This is a genomic window from Paraburkholderia sp. SIMBA_054 (assembly GCF_046534875.1).
In the GTDB taxonomy this organism is placed as follows: domain Bacteria; phylum Pseudomonadota; class Gammaproteobacteria; order Burkholderiales; family Burkholderiaceae; genus Paraburkholderia; species Paraburkholderia hospita.
The window spans coordinates 14815-31054 of the sequence record NZ_JAWRXV010000095.1 but is presented as its reverse complement, the minus strand read 5'-3'; the positions used below and the strand labels follow the sequence as shown (position 1 = coordinate 31054).

Annotated in this window: 12 protein-coding genes and 7 pseudogenes; 12 read left to right on the top strand and 7 right to left on the bottom strand. The window is 62.4% G+C overall.

What is annotated here, in order from left to right:
- Both SB822_RS51385 and SB822_RS51380 read left to right on the top strand, forming a co-directional pair.
- Positions 1 to 198: pseudogene (locus tag SB822_RS51385) on the top strand (hypothetical protein); the annotation flags it as partial.
- Between the two features lie 123 nt (positions 199 to 321).
- Positions 322 to 534 (top strand): annotated as a pseudogene (locus tag SB822_RS51380) (PA2169 family four-helix-bundle protein); the annotation flags it as partial.
- A 159-nt stretch (positions 535 to 693) separates the two neighbouring features.
- On the opposite strand, the gene SB822_RS51375 reads toward SB822_RS51380, so the two are convergent.
- Complete coding sequence (locus tag SB822_RS51375) at positions 694 to 1032, bottom strand: BON domain-containing protein (protein WP_410858397.1); 339 nt, start codon at positions 1030 to 1032, stop codon at positions 694 to 696.
- 413 nt (positions 1033 to 1445) lie between these two features.
- On the opposite strand from SB822_RS51375, the pseudogene SB822_RS51370 reads away from it, so the two are divergent.
- The 3 genes and pseudogenes from SB822_RS51370 to SB822_RS51360 all read left to right on the top strand — a co-directional run.
- Positions 1446 to 1496: pseudogene (locus SB822_RS51370) on the top strand (DUF2905 domain-containing protein); the annotation flags it as partial.
- Positions 1497 to 1551: 55 nt separating this feature from the next.
- Positions 1552 to 1611, top strand: coding sequence for a hypothetical protein (locus SB822_RS51365; RefSeq protein ID WP_410858401.1), 60 nt, complete (start codon positions 1552 to 1554; stop codon positions 1609 to 1611).
- A 467-nt stretch (positions 1612 to 2078) separates the two neighbouring features.
- A pseudogene (locus tag SB822_RS51360) lies at positions 2079 to 2745 on the top strand (hypothetical protein); the annotation flags it as partial.
- A 42-nt stretch (positions 2746 to 2787) separates the two neighbouring features.
- Here SB822_RS51360 and SB822_RS51355 read toward each other — a convergent pair.
- Together SB822_RS51355 and SB822_RS51350 are read right to left on the bottom strand one after the other, a co-directional pair.
- Positions 2788 to 3279 (bottom strand): annotated as a pseudogene (locus SB822_RS51355) (YihY/virulence factor BrkB family protein); the annotation flags it as partial.
- 160 nt (positions 3280 to 3439) lie between these two features.
- Complete coding sequence (locus tag SB822_RS51350; RefSeq protein ID WP_410858396.1) at positions 3440 to 5959, bottom strand: AsmA family protein; 2520 nt, start codon at positions 5957 to 5959, stop codon at positions 3440 to 3442.
- A 93-nt stretch (positions 5960 to 6052) separates the two neighbouring features.
- On the opposite strand from SB822_RS51350, the gene SB822_RS51345 reads away from it, so the two are divergent.
- Entirely contained in the window at positions 6053 to 6385 is a 333-nt protein-coding gene (locus SB822_RS51345) for an ATP-binding cassette domain-containing protein (protein ID WP_410858400.1), read from the top strand.
- A gap of 185 nt (positions 6386 to 6570) precedes the next feature.
- Here the strand turns inward: SB822_RS51345 and SB822_RS51340 are convergent.
- Positions 6571 to 7044, bottom strand: a pseudogene (locus SB822_RS51340) (hypothetical protein); the annotation flags it as partial.
- A gap of 551 nt (positions 7045 to 7595) precedes the next feature.
- Here SB822_RS51340 and SB822_RS51335 point away from each other — a divergent pair.
- From SB822_RS51335 to SB822_RS51310, 6 genes and pseudogenes are all read left to right on the top strand, one after another.
- Complete coding sequence (locus SB822_RS51335) at positions 7596 to 8114, top strand: PRC-barrel domain-containing protein (protein ID WP_410858399.1); 519 nt, start codon at positions 7596 to 7598, stop codon at positions 8112 to 8114.
- A 411-nt stretch (positions 8115 to 8525) separates the two neighbouring features.
- Positions 8526 to 9110 carry a hypothetical protein gene (locus SB822_RS51330; RefSeq protein WP_410858395.1) on the top strand — a complete coding sequence of 195 codons (585 nt, stop codon included), beginning with the start codon at positions 8526 to 8528 and terminating at the stop codon, positions 9108 to 9110.
- Positions 9111 to 9487: 377 nt separating this feature from the next.
- A pseudogene (locus SB822_RS51325) lies at positions 9488 to 10094 on the top strand (YncE family protein); the annotation flags it as partial.
- A 149-nt stretch (positions 10095 to 10243) separates the two neighbouring features.
- Positions 10244 to 10525, top strand: a complete 282-nt coding sequence (locus SB822_RS51320; RefSeq protein WP_410858394.1) for a transcriptional regulator — start codon at positions 10244 to 10246, stop codon at positions 10523 to 10525.
- Between the two features lie 213 nt (positions 10526 to 10738).
- Entirely contained in the window at positions 10739 to 11863 is a 1125-nt protein-coding gene (locus tag SB822_RS51315) for a DUF3182 family protein (protein ID WP_410858398.1), read from the top strand.
- Positions 11860 to 12636, top strand: coding sequence for an alpha/beta hydrolase family protein (locus tag SB822_RS51310; protein WP_410858393.1), 777 nt, complete (start codon positions 11860 to 11862; stop codon positions 12634 to 12636). The genes SB822_RS51315 and SB822_RS51310 overlap by 4 nt, the downstream gene beginning before the upstream one ends.
- A gap of 377 nt (positions 12637 to 13013) precedes the next feature.
- On the opposite strand, the gene SB822_RS51305 is transcribed toward SB822_RS51310, so the two are convergent.
- Genes SB822_RS51305 through SB822_RS51295 form a run of 3 tightly spaced genes read right to left on the bottom strand, consistent with a single transcriptional unit; the run spans position 13014 to position 16124 of the window.
- A complete protein-coding gene (locus SB822_RS51305) occupies positions 13014 to 14057 on the bottom strand; it encodes a helix-turn-helix domain-containing protein (protein WP_410858392.1) in 1044 nt (347 codons plus the stop codon).
- 46 nt (positions 14058 to 14103) lie between these two features.
- Positions 14104 to 15810 (bottom strand): response regulator receiver protein, encoded by a 1707-nt coding sequence (locus SB822_RS51300; protein WP_410858391.1) that lies wholly within the window; start codon positions 15808 to 15810, stop codon positions 14104 to 14106.
- 23 nt (positions 15811 to 15833) lie between these two features.
- Complete coding sequence (locus SB822_RS51295; protein WP_410858390.1) at positions 15834 to 16124, bottom strand: IS1096 element passenger TnpR family protein; 291 nt, start codon at positions 16122 to 16124, stop codon at positions 15834 to 15836.
- Positions 16125 to 16240 lie beyond the last annotated feature (116 nt).

Below are 16240 nucleotides of genomic sequence, written 5' to 3'. Positions count from 1 at the left end.
TTTGTGACGCGCCGCTGGCGGTTTCCCGGTTTCCTGCATCTCTCGCACGATCTTCCAGCCGCGGGCTTTCGCGTAGTCAATTTCGCAATTCCCGCCGTTGCACATTGCTATGCAAGTCATGGCGGGACGTGGACGCCGGACAACGCGGAACCGATGAAAGCGGCGCACCGCGGTGCGTTCACAAGCCGCTATCTTTAGTGTTGCCTCGGGTGAATGAGAGGGCAGTGACACATTTCCTTCGCTGGCAAGAGATTGAACACTCAGCGCATTTTGCCGGGCGATGAGCTGGACGCTGGCAATTGACACAATTCCTGGTGCAACGGACTTTCAGATTTCCTTCGCTCTACGAGGCATGCAATCCTCGCCGATTGCGAAAAGGGTGAAGATGTCGCGCAAAAGCGCTTTCACGATGCGCTCGAAAAGGAATGGCCCGCCGATGCGCGAGCCGTCGTCGAGCGGCTCTATCAAGATGTGTTGCAAAATCACGATCGCATTCGCACGCTGCGCGATCAGTATGCGTCGATGAAGGCCTGAGAAACACGACCTGAAGTCGGGCCGCGTGTGCGGGGAACGTGAGGCGTTACGGACCGCGCGATGGTGCGGATAGTGCGGTCAGGGAACGTCGGAGAGTTTGACAGGCCGCCCGGTGTGAAGAGGCGGCCTTGCTTTGCGAGCGTCGCGAACGGGCAACACTTAATCAGCCGAGACCTTCAGGTGGTTCTTCACGCCCTTGACGCCGGACACGTTCTGCACGACATCCTGCGCGGCCGTCTTGTCTTCCGCCGACGGCACTGAGCCCGTCAGCCAGACGATGCCCTTTTGGGTCTTGACGTGAATGTGCGTGGACTTCACGTTCTTTGCGCCGAGCAGATCGGCCTTGACCTTGGTGGTTATCGTGCTGTCGTCGATGTGCTGGCCGACGCTTTCCGAAGTCGACGGCGGTGCGGACGCCGTCGTCTGCGCGGTGGCGTTCAGTGCGAATGCAACACATGCAATGCTACCTGCGGCCTTGAGGAACTGGATGGTTTTCATGGTTTCTCCTTCTCAGTTGATGATCAGGGGTTGCGGTCCTGTTATCCGTGTGATCGATCGCGGCCCGCGGCGCCGATGACCTCACCAAAGACCACTGCCGCCGCGGTTCTGTCTGTTCCGTCGCCGACACGGGACTCGCTGCAATTCGTTCATGCATTGCATCGCATGCGGCCCTGGCAGGCGTTCAGCAAGCGTTGTGCCCGTCGCGGGACGCGCCTTTGCGTCCTGATCGACACATCGGCCTGGGTCGACCATTTCCGTCGCCACAATGACACGCTCGTCCAGCTGATCGCCAGCGACAGGCGCTGACGCATCCATTCGTGCTCGTCGGGCTGGGCTGTGGTGCTCCGCCCACGCCGCGCGCCCACACGTTACATGAGATCGGCCTGCTGCGGCGCGCCCAACACGAACTCATGGCCGCAGGTCTCGGCTGGCGGTGGCTGTCCCGGCTCCCACCCGGGCGCCTGCCTGGCGACGTCAACATCGTACGGCCGGGGTTCAGCTTTCCATTTTCCGATCGTGACGTGCATCGTCATTTCAGTCGTTTTGTCGATCCTGATCTGGCTGTTCAGGCGATGAGCCCGAGACGCTCGTTCACAAGAAAACGGCCACAGCCGCGCGAATTGACTCATGCGATCTGCGGCCGGTTTAACTCAGTGCGGTAAGCCCCCCGGCTTTGGCGCGGTCTCCACGTTTCCACTGCATGATGAAAGCACGCGGCATGCAACGTGCTGCGTCGCCAGGGACGTCTTTACCGGCGGGCGCCGTTCGTCCACGCGACCATATTTTTCTACACGTCGACGGCGCGGATGCGTCCACGTTGTACGCCGCGATGATCTGACTGACGGTCAGGAACGAGGGCGCGTCGGCATGGCGCAAGCCAATGATGGCCGCGAGTATTTCGCGTTTCCTTGCTTCGCCGAGCGCGCGCACATAAGTCGACCTGATCGGATTTCTGCCGCATCGGGCCGATGCTCGTACAAGCCGAAAGTGTTCAATGCAGCTTCCTGGCCTCATTACCTGCTGCGCCGTCAGCGTACAAACGGCTCGGCGGCGAAGACAGCGGGGGGCGCGGCAATTCTTTCAACTGATACAGGCGTTGCGCCGCCTGCAGATGGCGGGCGAACTCAATGTCGAATCGCGCACGGAAGACAACGAACCAACGAACAGCATGTCTATCTCGTGCTCGGCACGGCATCGACCACGAGAGCCGACCAGGCCAAGCACGATCTGCTGTTGGTGCGCAAGCTGCTGCATCTGAGCGCGAAAACGGGCAACTACGAGATCGCGTACGGACAGTCGTCACGCGGCGGCGACCACATCGCGATCCTGACGCGCTCGGTGCTCGGCATTCTCACTGACCTTGGCGCGCAGATCCAGGTGCCCGACATAAGGGGCAGCGACGGCTCGACGAAACCGACTGTCACGCTGGTCGGGGGCGAAACGCGGCCAACCATCATCGTGCGACACGGCGACAAGCCGTCTGCCGATGCTTATGTCGCCATGAGATACGGCACTTCCACGTATTGGGTCGAGCGCGCGGACTTCGATTCGAAGTATGCATTCACCGTAGTGCAGAATTTGATGGCGCTCGCCGAGGCCGAAACGAACAGCAAGGCGCCTGTGGTGACGATTCGAACTCCATGTCACCAGATTGTTTACGTACTGCTCCCCGCTCGCAAGGTCAGACATGACAGATTCCCGATCACGTAGCCAGGCGCGCGGCGATTCAGTGGCAAGCGTGCGGTTGTCGTGCGCCACGTGGCCCGGGAGATTGGCAGGTTGGCTGCTCGCCTGACTGACCTCGGCGGCGATCTCCGCGCCAAGCAACAGCACCGCCGCCGAGAAGTACAGCCACATCATCAGCGCCGCCAGCGAGCCCGCAGCGCCGAATGCGCTGTGGCGGTCCCAGCGTGGGTGAGATAGAGCGCGAACAGCTTGTGTCCACCGGAAAGTAGCAACGCGGACACGATCGCGCCCGGCCATGCGGTCCTCCAGCGCACGTGGGCATCAGGCAACATTTTGATCAACGTAGCGAAGGTGTCCATGCCGAAAACAAACTGTGCGATTTCGCCGACCACGATCAGCGGTGAGTTGGCGAACAGCTTTGCACCGACAAAGCTGATGACCGTGTCCAAATACGAGGGACACGACCAGCAGGAAAGCGACCCCCATGACGAGGCCAAAGGAGATGAGTCGCACCTTGAGCAGCAAGGCAACGTTGCTTGCCACGCCATGCCGGGTTGGGACTGGAAACACATGCCAGCGACAGGAGCGAGCGTATCGCAGTACCCGAAGGTAGCCGTCGACCAATCATGACTGTCATCCAGGTTCTCCGCAGACAAGGCGCAGACAAACGCGCGAACCCCGCGCCCATTTTTCGCCAGCGGCAATCTGATTTCGCTTCTCAACTGCCCTTGTAATCCGCCGCATTCGCGCGCCCAGGCAATGCCGCACCGCCAGCGGGTGCCGCGGGCTTCTTCGACGGCGTCGAAGGCTTCGAAGAAGGCGTCGCGGGTGCCGACGGTTCGACGGCCGAGGCACCCGGCGTGCCAGGCGGCAATAGCGGTCTGGCCTTCTCGCGTTGCCCCGGTGCGGGCGCCGTCGGATGCTGCGCCTGCATCGCCGCCATCAACTCCTGGCACGGCAGCGGCTTGTTGTTGCTCGGCGCAATCAGCGGAACCAGCGCGGCGAACGGATTGATCAGGCCGAGGCCGACCATCGCGCCACCACGCACCGCGAGCGCCGCCGCATTCACGCCGACATGCGGATGCTTGAACGTGCCCTTCACGTACAGCGGCGAGCGCAGCGTGAAAACACGGAAACCCTTCGTATGCGGATGCACGCCGAGATCCATCGTCTCGTCTTTCAGGTTCACCTTGCCGTCCACATTGATCACGGCATCCTGCGTATCGAGCGCGAACACGCGCGAATCGACCATGCCGGCCGTCACGACGAAGTCGCCGGCCGCGCAATTGATCTGCACGTCGCGATTGCCGAACAGCTTTTCGTACACGACGTTCGCGACGTTCAGCCCCGCCGCTTCCATCAGCAGACGGCTGATCGCGCCGTCGGTGACGAGCAGCTTCACTTCGCCGTTCGACGTGCCCGCGAGCGCCGCGGGCGAATTGCCTGTCGCCGACAGCGCCGCGTCGCCGTTGACCTCGCCGAGCGCGTTCTGCATCGTCTTCGCGGTCGGCAGCAACTGCTTCAGTTTCAGGTGGCGCGCTTCCGTCGAGAAGCGGCCCTTGAGCGGCGTCGCGCTGCCGTCGAGATGAATGTTCGACGCGAGCGAGCCGCCCGCCACGCCGAACTTCAGCGGCTCCAGCGACAGCACGCCGTCCGTCATCACGACATGCGTGTAGAGATCGGTGATGGGCAGCGCCGGGTCCTTGACGATGCGCCGGCCCGTGAACTTGACGTCGGCATCGATCGCCTTCCAGCGGTCGGTCTTGAACGCCTCGGTCGGCAGCGCCTTGCCCGATGGCTGGCGCGCGGTATCGCCGCGCTTTGCCTTGCTCGCGTTGCTATCCGCGCCGATGATCGGCGCAAGGTCCCTGAACTGCAACAGGTTCGAAACCAGCGTGCCTTCGAGCAGCGGACGCGGTTCGCGCTGCGTATAGACGAGCATGCCGTTCAGGTCGCTGCCGCCGACGCGGCCCGTGAAATTTTCATACCTGAATACGCTCGCGCCCGGCTTGAAGTTGCCGATCAGATGGCCTTCCGACGCGTAGGGCGGCGTTTCGGGCAACGTGATGCCCGTCAGGTCATACAGATGATCGAGGCTCGTGCCCTGCAGCCACAGCCGCAGATCGACGGCGGCGAGATGCGCGGGATCGGTGACGGTGCCGACCAGCGCGATGCGCAGGTCCCCTGCCTTCACATCGGCCTGTACCGGCAACGGCCGCGATGTGTCCTGCAACGCGAGCACGCCGCCGAGCTTGCCGCTGCCCGATACGGCCGAGCGGTTATAGGTGCCCTTCACGGTCCAGCCGATGCCATATTGCGGGGCGCTCGGGCGCTGCGCGACGGCCGTGCCCGTTCCGCCCGCTCCACTTGCAGGCGCGCCGGGTGCGGCGACGGCCGCGGATGCGCCCGCAGCCGTCAGGTTTGACGCGCCCACGCCAGCCGGCGCGGCAGGCGCCGCAGATGAGGACGCGCCAGTTGCAACAGGCGCGCCAGGCGCCACCGCCGACGCGCCCGAGGCCTCGGACGCCGCCGCCGCTTTCGCCTGCGTGCCCAGCTGTTTCGCCCCCTGCCTGCCGACCACGTCCACCGACGCCTTGCGTGAGGTCTCTTCCTGCTGCTTCAACGCTTCGCCGATGGGAATCGGCTGGCCGAGCGTATCGATGACGCCCTGCATCTCGATCTTCTTCTGCTGGTCGGCCAGCGCGATGTTGCCTTTGTTCAACTGGATGTCGTGCAGGTCGAGTTTCCATTCCGACGGTCCCGCCGACGACCTGAGCCTGAATGTCCAGTTATTGCGTCCGTCGGTGAGCCGTTCGAGATCGACGGACGGATTCACCAGATTGATCGCCGGAATGACGATGTCATGCGCGAGCAACGGCAGCACCTTCACCTGAAAGTCGATCTCGTCGAGCATCGCGAAGTGTTTCTGCCGGGTCCAGTCCGGATTGGCGACCGTGATGTTCTGCGCGGAAAAGCGAGGCCAGGGCACCCACGAGCGCCAGCCCGTCTCGCCGACGGGATGCCGCCACCCGACCTTCAGATCCCCCTCGATTGCGAACGGCCGGCCGATGGCTTCGCTGACCTTGTCGTTCACATAGGGCCGCGCGCGATTCCAGTCGAAGGTGAGAATGAACACCGCGAGCGCGGCGATCAGGATCAGCAGCACGGCGACGAGCCACGCGAGAATCCTGCCTAGCGTTCTGCCGCCGGACATGCCGGGCGAGTGCAGCACAGCCATGAGGGCTCCGGAGAGAATACGTACGTCAACTGTCAACGCAGCACGCCGTGTGCCGTGCGCGTTTCGCTGTGATGATGCGCTGCGACAGATTCTATTGCCCATGCCCCACAAGACCAGCATGACGGACGCGCCGCTCGTCCAGGCGAAAGACATCGTGCGGCGCGACACGTCCACGGCCAGACGCTGCTGCATGCAGCGAGCATTACGATCGAAGCCGGCAAACGCATCTCGATCACGGGCCCTTCCGGTTCCGGCAAGAGTGTGTTCATGCGCGCGCTCGCGCTGCTCGATCCGCTCGACGGCGGCGAAGTGCAATGGCGCGGCAAATCCATTGCGCGCGCGGCGATACCGCGCGTCACGTCGCGTATATCCGTCAGCGGCCCGCGCTGCTCGACGGCACCGTCTTCCGCCAGGCGATTCCTCTAATGGATTTCCTCGGTTGAGGTGGCATTGCGGCCGAGGATAACGGGTCGGACAGCACGCCTCGTTGCCTATCCTGGATGAGGAATCGGGTTTCCGGGACGTTCCGGCACCCACAAGGAGCGGGGCTGGAGGTGCGGCTGTGCAGCCCTACGCGGGTCCCGGTGCGGAGTCTTGGTGAGACGCGTGGATCACGCGTGTCGTTCGCGCGCCCTGTCGGCGACCAGTTCGTTGGCTTGCATGGGTTGCGGCGGCTGCGTCGGATCGAAGTTCGCCCACCGGCCCTGCTGCCAGCGTCCCGATGCGCGTTCGATCGACGCGCCCCCCGCCTTACGCAGCACATGCGCCGCGTCCTGCTGGGTTTCCGGCGTGACGTGAACGGCAAGCAACACGCCCGAGTGGCGCTGCTCGTAGTGAACACGCTGTCGCGCACTGCTGCCGGCGTCGCGCGTCGTGTACATCGCGCCGATCAGCGAGCCGATATACGCACCGACCCCCGTCGCGATCGCCAGCACCAGCAAGGGCGCGGAAAACGCCGTGAAGATGCCGACGCCGATCATGGCGCCCGCGACAGCCCCGATCGTCACGCCGATGCCCGCGCCCCTGGGCGCATCGGTGGAAGCGGCGTCCTTGTTGTAGTCACCGCCAATCGGATAGCGCGCGTGTGAAAAATGGACTTAAGGAATCCGGTTTCGCGAACCGTGAATCGTAGTTGCAAGTCGTGCATCGTCGTTACGACGACCGTCCCGAGTTTGCGCTGCATCATGAATTGAATCATATTTTTCGATGACGTTTTCGGTGGCTCTGAGCTGGCTCCCGCGCCGCCGCGATGCGACCCGCTTTGCCGCATACCCTTCCGCGCTCCGGGCACGTGTGATGCAGCAGTTAACGTGTTCTGGCGCGCGGAGGAACCGACGCCGCACCCCCAATCACGCGCGGGACCATCATCATCGGGGCGAGCCGGTGGGATGTTCAGAAAGCGCGCAGCCCAGTTTGTCCGACGCGGAGATACCGGTGGAAAACTGCGCGCGTGACGGCGCGAACCAGGACATCATCGATCTGGTCACGATCTGCCCCGACAAAAAATTGCTACGGCTCGGCGGTGTCCTAGGCAGATCTCGAGAACGCAGTAGTGGTCGTGACGATTGGCGTCATACAGTCGCGTCACGTCGTTTCGTGAAGTCAGTGTGGATGAACCGGGAGCCCTACCATGAACATGACCAATCAGTCTGCCACTGAAGACCGTGCGCAGATCGCGCGCGCAAGCGCCGACCCGGCCGACGGGCCGGGCCCCGTTGTGATCGCCGCGGCGACGCTCGACGGCAATGCCGTGCTGAGCGCGGACGGAGACGACGTCGGCAAGATCAAGGAGATCATGCTCAACATGCGCACCGGCCGCGTAGCGTACGTGGTGCTGGCAAGCGGCGGCTTTCTCGGCATCGGCGGCAAGCTGCTCGCGATCCCGTGGCACACGCTGACGCTCGACACGTCGCACAAATGTTTTATGTTGTCGGCATCGTCCGAGCAGATCAGGAACGCACCGGGATTCGACAAGGATAGCTGGCCGGCGATGGCCGATCCGAAATGGGCCGCCACCGTGCATGCATACTACGGCAGCGAGCCCTACCGGAGAGGCCGCACGGAAGCACCCGTCGACGAGCGCGGCGACATGCGGATCGGTGAAAGCGTTGCGGATTCGCCGGCGTCGCCAGAGCGAGGGGACGTCAAACTTTAATACTGGCGACGTCCACGTCGCGTGGAAGTAAAACAGGCGCGTCGCCTCAAAACGGTGTGCCTGTTTTTTCAGGCGAACTCTGGCAAGCTGGCGGTGCGCTCCAGGGTTGAAGCAGCCAACCATGGAGCCAGTCAAACCGGTGAGCTTGAATGTGCGAGAACTGCACAGATTCAAGGTCATTCAGGCGATCGTCGAGATGGGGCTCAAGCCAGTACGTCAGGTCGAGCGGCCGGGTGACGCGCTACCGGGAGTCCGTTGTAATTGCTGCATTCGCGCGCGACGAACAAATGATACAACTGCAGATACAACTGCGATTGGTATCGGGCTAGGGACATGGCCCCATGCGGTGGTAGCGGGATATGAGAGAAAGTCCAATTGAATCTTTGCGGAGCCGATCCAGGGAGCACGGCAATGAAGATCCAGTATTTCCTTATGGCGGCCGCCGTCGCCATGATGACCTGCCCGGCATTTGCCCAGCCACAGACGTCCGTGGAGATCAAAAAAGAAACAGACACGACCACCGTGACAGGAACGTCAACGGTCATTGCCACGGTCGTCGCCATTGATCCTGCTACCCGGATCGTCACGCTCAACGACAAGAACGGCCGGGTCGATGAACTTAAGGCGGGCGAGCAAGTGCGCAACTTTGATCAGCTCAAGGTTGGCGATGTCGTCGCCACCCAGCACCGGGTGGCGATGTCTCTGAGTCTCACAAAAACAGGCGGCGTGCGGTCTTCCCAGGAGCGGCAGATCTTACTGCCGGCCGCGTCCGGGACCAAACCGGGTGGCACAATCAGTCGTGAGGTGACGGTAGTGGCCGATGTCGTTGCCGTCGATGCAAAGGGGAAACACATCACAATAAAGGCGCCGCAGGGCACGGAGAATGTGTTCGTGGAAGACCCCGAGCAGTTGAAGAACATTCGCGCGGGTGATCAGGTTCAGATTGTGCACACCGAAGCGGTTGCGATATCCGTCACGCCCCGAACGAGCAAGTAGTCACCGGCAGAGTACGGGCGCCGCGTTTTTACGCCATTCTCGCGATGCGAGACCGGCTTCCCTTGAGCCGAGCTGCTGACGGCCAAATTTTCGCCATACCTGACCCGATCGGTCGACGCCACAGTGAACCTTCACGATCACGCTCATGCTCGTTGCGTGTCCATGCCGATCGACGCCGTGCGTCGGCGCGGGTCGGTTCGCGCTTTCCAGACAGTATGGGCCGTCTCCGGCGACATCATGTCCGACGATGCCAGGTCGACACGCCCCCATGAGCCACCACCCGGATGCCGATGCATGATTCCCCGCATTGCGTCGGCAGCCTGCCGCAATTTGTCGGCAATGCGGTGCGCACGCATCCTGGTCAGTGGAATCGAGGTTCGGCGTCGGGAACGGTCGAGGTTGTCGCCATCGATGAATCCACGCTCAAGATAGTCGCGCGCACGCCGGGAGGCCACTACCCGGACGGGATCGCTTACGCGCCCGACGTGCATAAGCTCTATGTGTCGGACGAGACGGGCAGCACCGAGACCGCCGTTGATGTCGGAAGCAACCAGCGTGTCGCGACCATTCCACTTGGTGGCGAGGTTGGCAAGGATCGTTGCACGTATCAATCTTCCGGGAGCCCAGCACAACCATGAACTGTTGATCGACTCTCCGGACCGGCTTGCCTTCGTCGCGTGTCAGGGCAACGACAAGCTCCTTGTGTTCGATATGGGAGCACGGCGGATCGTCCAGTCGTTCGACATCGGCAAGGACCCGGACGTGCTGGCGTTCGATCCGGCACCGGGCAGGCTCTATGTGGCCGGAAGAGCTGGCATCGTTTCCATCTTCAGCGTGAAAGGCTCCAATGTCATCGAAATTGGCGAAGGCCGGCTCGGGCCCAACGCGCACGTGGTCGCCATTGATCCTGCCACACACCCCTCGTATTTTCCGCTGAAGAGCGTGGACGGAGGTTCGATGCTGCGCGTAATGGAACCCGCATGATCTTCTGCTTCGACAGCAACGACGGACAGGTTTGCTGACTGGTTCAGCTCAGCAGGAGTGGACATGAAAACGCCTCAACCGTCTCGATGCTCGCGGGACTTCTTGCCGCTACCGCAGCCATTGCTGGTGCCCCGCGCGCAAGTGATGGCATGCTGGTCGACGGGCACGGAATGACCTTGTATGTATTCGACGGGAACGGAATGCCCGATGCGAAATCGGGCGAAGGCGACTGCGAGAGAAATTTTCCACCCGCGCTAGCCGCCCCAGGCGACAAACCGTCCGGGGTACTGACCTTGATGCCTGTGCCCAATGGCGGATCGCAATGGGCCTTCCAGGGCAAGCGTTTGTATCGCGGCCTGATGGACAAGAAGCCAGGCGATCGTTCGGGAGACGGTCTTAACGAGGTCTGGCACAGCGTGCGGGTGCGATGACGCCCCGGATGGGATAGCGTTGGTCCGGCAGGGGCGCCGTGGGTCCTCGACGACTTCCCTGGCTGTCAGGCAGACGAAGGCATAGGCCTTGCTCGCTGAGAGCAATGGCTGGCGTCGACCGATGATGCCCGCGCAGTCAATCGATAATCCGCGACTGTCGCGCGACGGCGCGAGGAGGATAACGTGAAGGCATTGGCGCATCCATCTTCAGCAATGCGAGGGCTACCCGTTGTGCTCGTCTATGCCGGAGGACGCAAGGCAGCTCACGCCGGTCACGAGGTCGACACGCTATGGGCGCTCGCCAGCCAGATCGCTGAACTTAAGGGTACAACGCTTGCGGGCGACTTCAATGCGATGCGCACTTATCCTGCGCATCGTTACCTGGTTCCCGACGACACGCTGACGCTTGCTGAAGCGCACAAGCTTGGCGTGCACTCGGTGCGCGATCTGTACGGTGGCGTCGTGCCATTTCCGTTCGTCGCGACGAAGCTGATCGCACACCGTTTGCCCGATAACGCGCAGATTTCGCCGCCTGGCTGGTCGCGGGCATTCGGCGAGCACACGGCTACGCTGGTTCTGCCGGGCAACTCGGCGTTCTCGCGGGATGATGCCTGCAACGCGGCACGCATGCTCTGGCAGGACGGCCGTGTGCGGATCAAGCGGCCATACGGGATCGGTGGAGCCGGACAGTCACTGGTCGCGAACATGGATGAACTGGAAACGGAGCTTACCGCGCTCGGCGACGCGGTGTTGCGAGCCGAAGGCATCGTCGTCGAGCGGCATCTGGATGCAATTGAAACGCTGAGCGTTGGCCAGGTCACGCTCGACGATATGGTGGCGAGTTACTACGGCGTGCAGCATCTGACCGTCAATAACCACGGCCACCATGTATATGGCGGCACCGATCTGGTCGTCGTGCGCGGTGGCTTCGACATACTTGCGCGGCTCGACGTCACGAGCGACATTCACGAGGCCATAGTCAAGGCGCGCGCGTTCGATGCCGCTGTGCAGAACGATTACGCTGGCTTCTTCGCATCTAGGCGCAATTACGACGTCGCCTGGGGCATCGACGCACAAGGCGTGCGCCAATGCGGCGTGCTCGAGCAGTCGTGGCGGGTCGGCGGCGCAACGGGTGCCGAGATTGGTGCATTGCGCACGTTCAGGGCAGATCCTCAGGCGTTTGCGGTGCGGGCCTCGACACGCGAGGTTTACGGAGACGATGTGCAGATACCCGACGGCGCCTCGATCGTCTATCGGGGCGTCGATGAGCATGCGGGCGCCATCACGAAGTACTACACGGTGGATTGCCATATATTGCAAGGGAGCAGCGACAGATGACAGCCGAACGTTATGGCGTGCAGATCAAGGTCGAGCGCGGACACCTCGACGGCACCTTCCTCGCACCGAAGACAGCCGTGCCAGGTGTTCTTTTCGTGCATGGCTGGGGCGGTAGCCAGGAGCAGTATCTGGAGCGCGCCCGGCAGGCGGCGGCACTTGGCTGCGTTTGCCTGACCTTCGATCTGACGGGACATGGGCGCACGCTGGAGGAACAGCAAAACGTGACCCGGGAAATTAATCTGCAGGATCTGCTCGCCGCATACGATGCGCTCGTTGGGCACCCGTTGATAGACCGCGATGCGGTCGCCGTGGTCGGTAGCAGCTACGGAGGCTATCTCGCGGCCATTCTGACTGAGCTGCGCCCCGTGCGTTGGTTGGGTCTGCGCGTGCCGGCGCTCTACCTCGACGAAGGCTGGAATACACCGAAGCGCGCACTGCATGTCGAACATGATCTCGTCGCGTATCGCAAACGGATCGTGCCGTCGTCAGACAATCGCGCCTTGCGGGCGGCGGCCCGCTTTGGCGGCGATGTGCTGCTCGTCGAATCGGAGCATGATGAAATCGTGCCGCATACCGCGATCGCCAGCTATCTGCAGGCGTTTTTGCAGGCGCATTCGCTCACGTACCGGATCATCGAAGGCGCGGATCATGGGCTGTCGGACGCTGCCAGTCAGCGAGCGTACACCGAACTGGTCGTCAACTGGCTGACGGAGATGGTCGCGGGCCGGCGCGCGGGCGACCGCGGGGCCGCGCCGGATCAGATGAGGACGTAGCCCCCAACATGGATTCCACTCAGCTCAGTACGTTCACATGGTCAGTTGGAAAGTACGTTGACACATTGATTTCACTCCGTCCGGATCCTTATGCAGCAAACTTCTACCGGCTCCGGTCGGCGGCATCGTCGCGAAGTGACAAACTTATTGCCGCAACTGTGATACTTTCAATACGTTCTACGATTGCGGGTCGCGCGCAGCCGGCCACAGAAGCATGAATAGCCAGGGACCGGGACGGAAGGCGCAGAACTGGAAGCCGGACCAATCCAGCCGCCATCGGCGGTTTGATTGGCGACACGTCGACCCAGGCTGAGCGTAAGGCGCGTGAGGCCTGGCAAGGCGCAGCAGCGTACCGTTCACTTATCCGCGGCTGTTCTTTAAGGCATCCCATCGTAGGGTTCGCCCGGCGAGCGCGAACGTGTCGCAGAACTGTATCGACTGCCCGGCGCCTCGCTGTCTGGTTGACTTCGCCTCCAGGCGCGGTACTCCGTCGGAGACCTACCGATGCAGCGGCGAAACAGTTTGCCAAGTCTGTCGCCGCTACCCAGTCCGACGCGACGCGCCACATCATCCACAGGCATCGAGGTTTGCGCCAGCAGTTCGCATGCGAGCTCAAGCCGGGCCCGCCGCAGGTACCTGGAAGGCGAAGTACCCAGGTAGGTCCGAAAGTAACGCAGCAGCGTGCGTTGGCTCATGGCAGACGCGTCGGCTGCACCTGCTATACAGAACGGGCAGTTACAGTTTTCCCGAAGCCACCTGGCCGCCGCGCGGACTCTGTCGGCAGAGGTAACGGTCCTGTCGATCGACGACCCAAGCAACACGTTCGAATCCATGTACGCTGTGCGGCGCAGTGCTTCGCGCGCGATGGATTCCCCAAAATCGGCGCAGATGACGTCGAAAGCCGCCTTTATCGCGTATGCCAATCGCGCCATATGCCGAAGCGGCTGCCCGTGCCCGGCGCCAGCACCCGTGCCGTCTGGCGACCACGACGCGGCTTCGACACGCGACTTTTCATGGACCGCTGCAAGGAACCTGACGGGCGTGCCGTTGGCGCGCATCCGCTGCAACCACGAAGCGTGAGGCAACCTGTTTCGCATCTCTTGCGAAAGCGGCCCGCCAGCGACCAACACGCTGGAGAAACGCATGTCGCGCGTGCTGGCCAAGGCTTCCGTTGCGACGATCAGCGAACCGTCACATTTGACGCATCCTCCGCTTGCGGACAGGAATTGCATCTCGTATCGGACGGGCGCCTCACCCGTCGCCAACGCGCAGGCACAATCCAGTGCTTCGGCGATTGCGCACACCCCGAGCAGGTCGCATGAGTCAGTCAGCACAAAAGCAATCCGTCGTGCAGTCGTGGTGCCGTCGAAGTGTGCAAAGCGTGTATGCGGCCACCCTTGCTGGTCGTTCGCGACGAACATGGCGTCTCCATCGTGTGTATCAATAGAGGCATGCTTGTGCATGCCGTCACTCCCAAAACGATCTGCCTGGCCGTTCACAGAAACGAGGGACACGTCGGCCCGTATGGGAAACGCTCGCGCGCGAACCTCGGTCGAGCGCATCCGCTACCGCTCGTACGATCGCGGCGGGATCGGCCGAGCGCGGAAACCACCGGTCCCATTCCGTCCAGTCCAGACGCGCATCGTCAACGGAGAACGCAATCATGACGGGACGATGGGTGCAGTTCCGCACGCCGAGCACGTCGTCTGGCAGGTCACCGGCATCGACGACACGAAGCGGGCTCGAAGCAACGATGACCCGTGGATCGAGCCGCACGGCTTCGAGCCGGGCTTGCTGTGTCGTGATGGTGGGCATGACCTGCATGCCAAGCGACGTCAGCCTGGAAACCAGTATTGACAAACGCCTGGCATCCGGATCGAACACAAGGACATCGACCCGGGGGGCGGCGTTCGTTGCCGCACGGGCGGGTGTGCGGTGACGCGGTCGCACCGTGGAGCGGATCCAGCGTCTGAGCGGCCAGATGGGCCGATTCAGCTCGTGCAACAGGACCAGTCTGCGCCAGACGTGCGCCGCGCTGAACGTCCGACGGCGGGCCTGACGCTCGAGCAGCCGTTTGCATCCGGGCAGATGCAGCAGCGAACATCCTTTGAACCAGCGCAGATCGCGATGCGTATTGCCGGACCAGTGACGTCCGACGAGTCGATGCGCGCCGAGGTCGATGATCTGATGTCCGTCATCGGCAAGCAGATTGAGCGCCGCGGAAATAAACGCTTCATCACCGTTGTGGTTCAGTTCGCCCATCGCCTGCCTGTACCGCTCAAAGCACGCGTGCGCGCGAGGCACCAGTTCGCTGATGAATCCCGCGGTTGCCAGGAGCGCTTCGCCGCCGAACCATCTGGGGTTCCTCAGGCGGGTACCGGCAGTCGTTTCAAGATCGGCGATAACGCGCGCATCGCCGTAGGCCGAAAACTCCTGATCGGAGATGTCGAAGGCGCCCACGCCGGTCGTCAAGCAACGCCGCAGCACTTCTTCATCCAGTGTTCGAAGGGCGAGCATGTCGGTATCGAGTACCAGCAGCAGATCGCTTTCCTGTAGCGTCGCGCCTAACTGCTCCATCATGTCCAGCTTGAAGTGGGCGCTATAGAACCGCGTGATCTTCGGCAGTGCCAGTGTCGACGCTGCCAGTTGAAAGATATGAGGACGCGAATCAGAATCAACCTCGGCGAGGTGCCGCTCAATCTGGTCGGCGACATTGGTTGCCACGGTCAGTCCGGGGAGACCAACCGCCTTAAGGCTTCGATGAAGCGCGATCGCCTGCTCGAGATAGCAGAACGGATTGGCGTTGGTGCAGTTCGGGCTACCCGTACCATCCAGTTCCACGTAGACGAGCGCACACGGCACCACCCCGACCTTACATCGCGTAGAGCCAGATGAAAACGGTCCCATCTGCCTGAACGTCCGGGCGAAGTCACTGCACAGGGGTGCTACGTCAAACATTCGTCGCCTCCGGTCTGACAGTCGCATCTTTTGGGTATGAGTGCGCGGGTACTGACACAGCACAGCCGCAGTCCATCGTGGATGAGCGAGCAGAATGCATGCCATCGTCAATAGCGTCAGTGATCGAAGATTCAGTGAATGAGCCGGCAGCGCTTTGAAAATGTGTCCGGCGTCGAATGCAAATTTGCGCACCGCGTGTCCCCAAATGCCGCGCATCGTCGCCGATCAGTTGCCGGCCATCAGCTCGCGCGTGAACCGGAGCGCCACATGCGAGGCTCCCGCGACCCCATGACAATCAGCCATTCGCGCAGATCGTCGACGCCCCCGATCCAATTGCGAATCGATTCCAGATCATTGGCGTCGGGGTCGTCCCGGATATCTTCGATCAATTCCTCGACTGCCAATGGGACTTCGTCACGACGGGCCACGAAGGCACGCGGGCCGCCGCAGTCCTCTGTCGGCGCTCGGCGCTTGCCACCGATGCAGCACGGATAGATGCGTTTCTCCTCCAGCCCGAGGCGTACCTCCACGCGTGGAACCGATAAATCCCGCTCCCCGGTTCTTCGTCCATGATCACGCAAGCTTGCCAATATTCAGGGCCATACCTTCCAGCCCCACTTTGTTCCGCTCCCCTTGACGGCGTGCC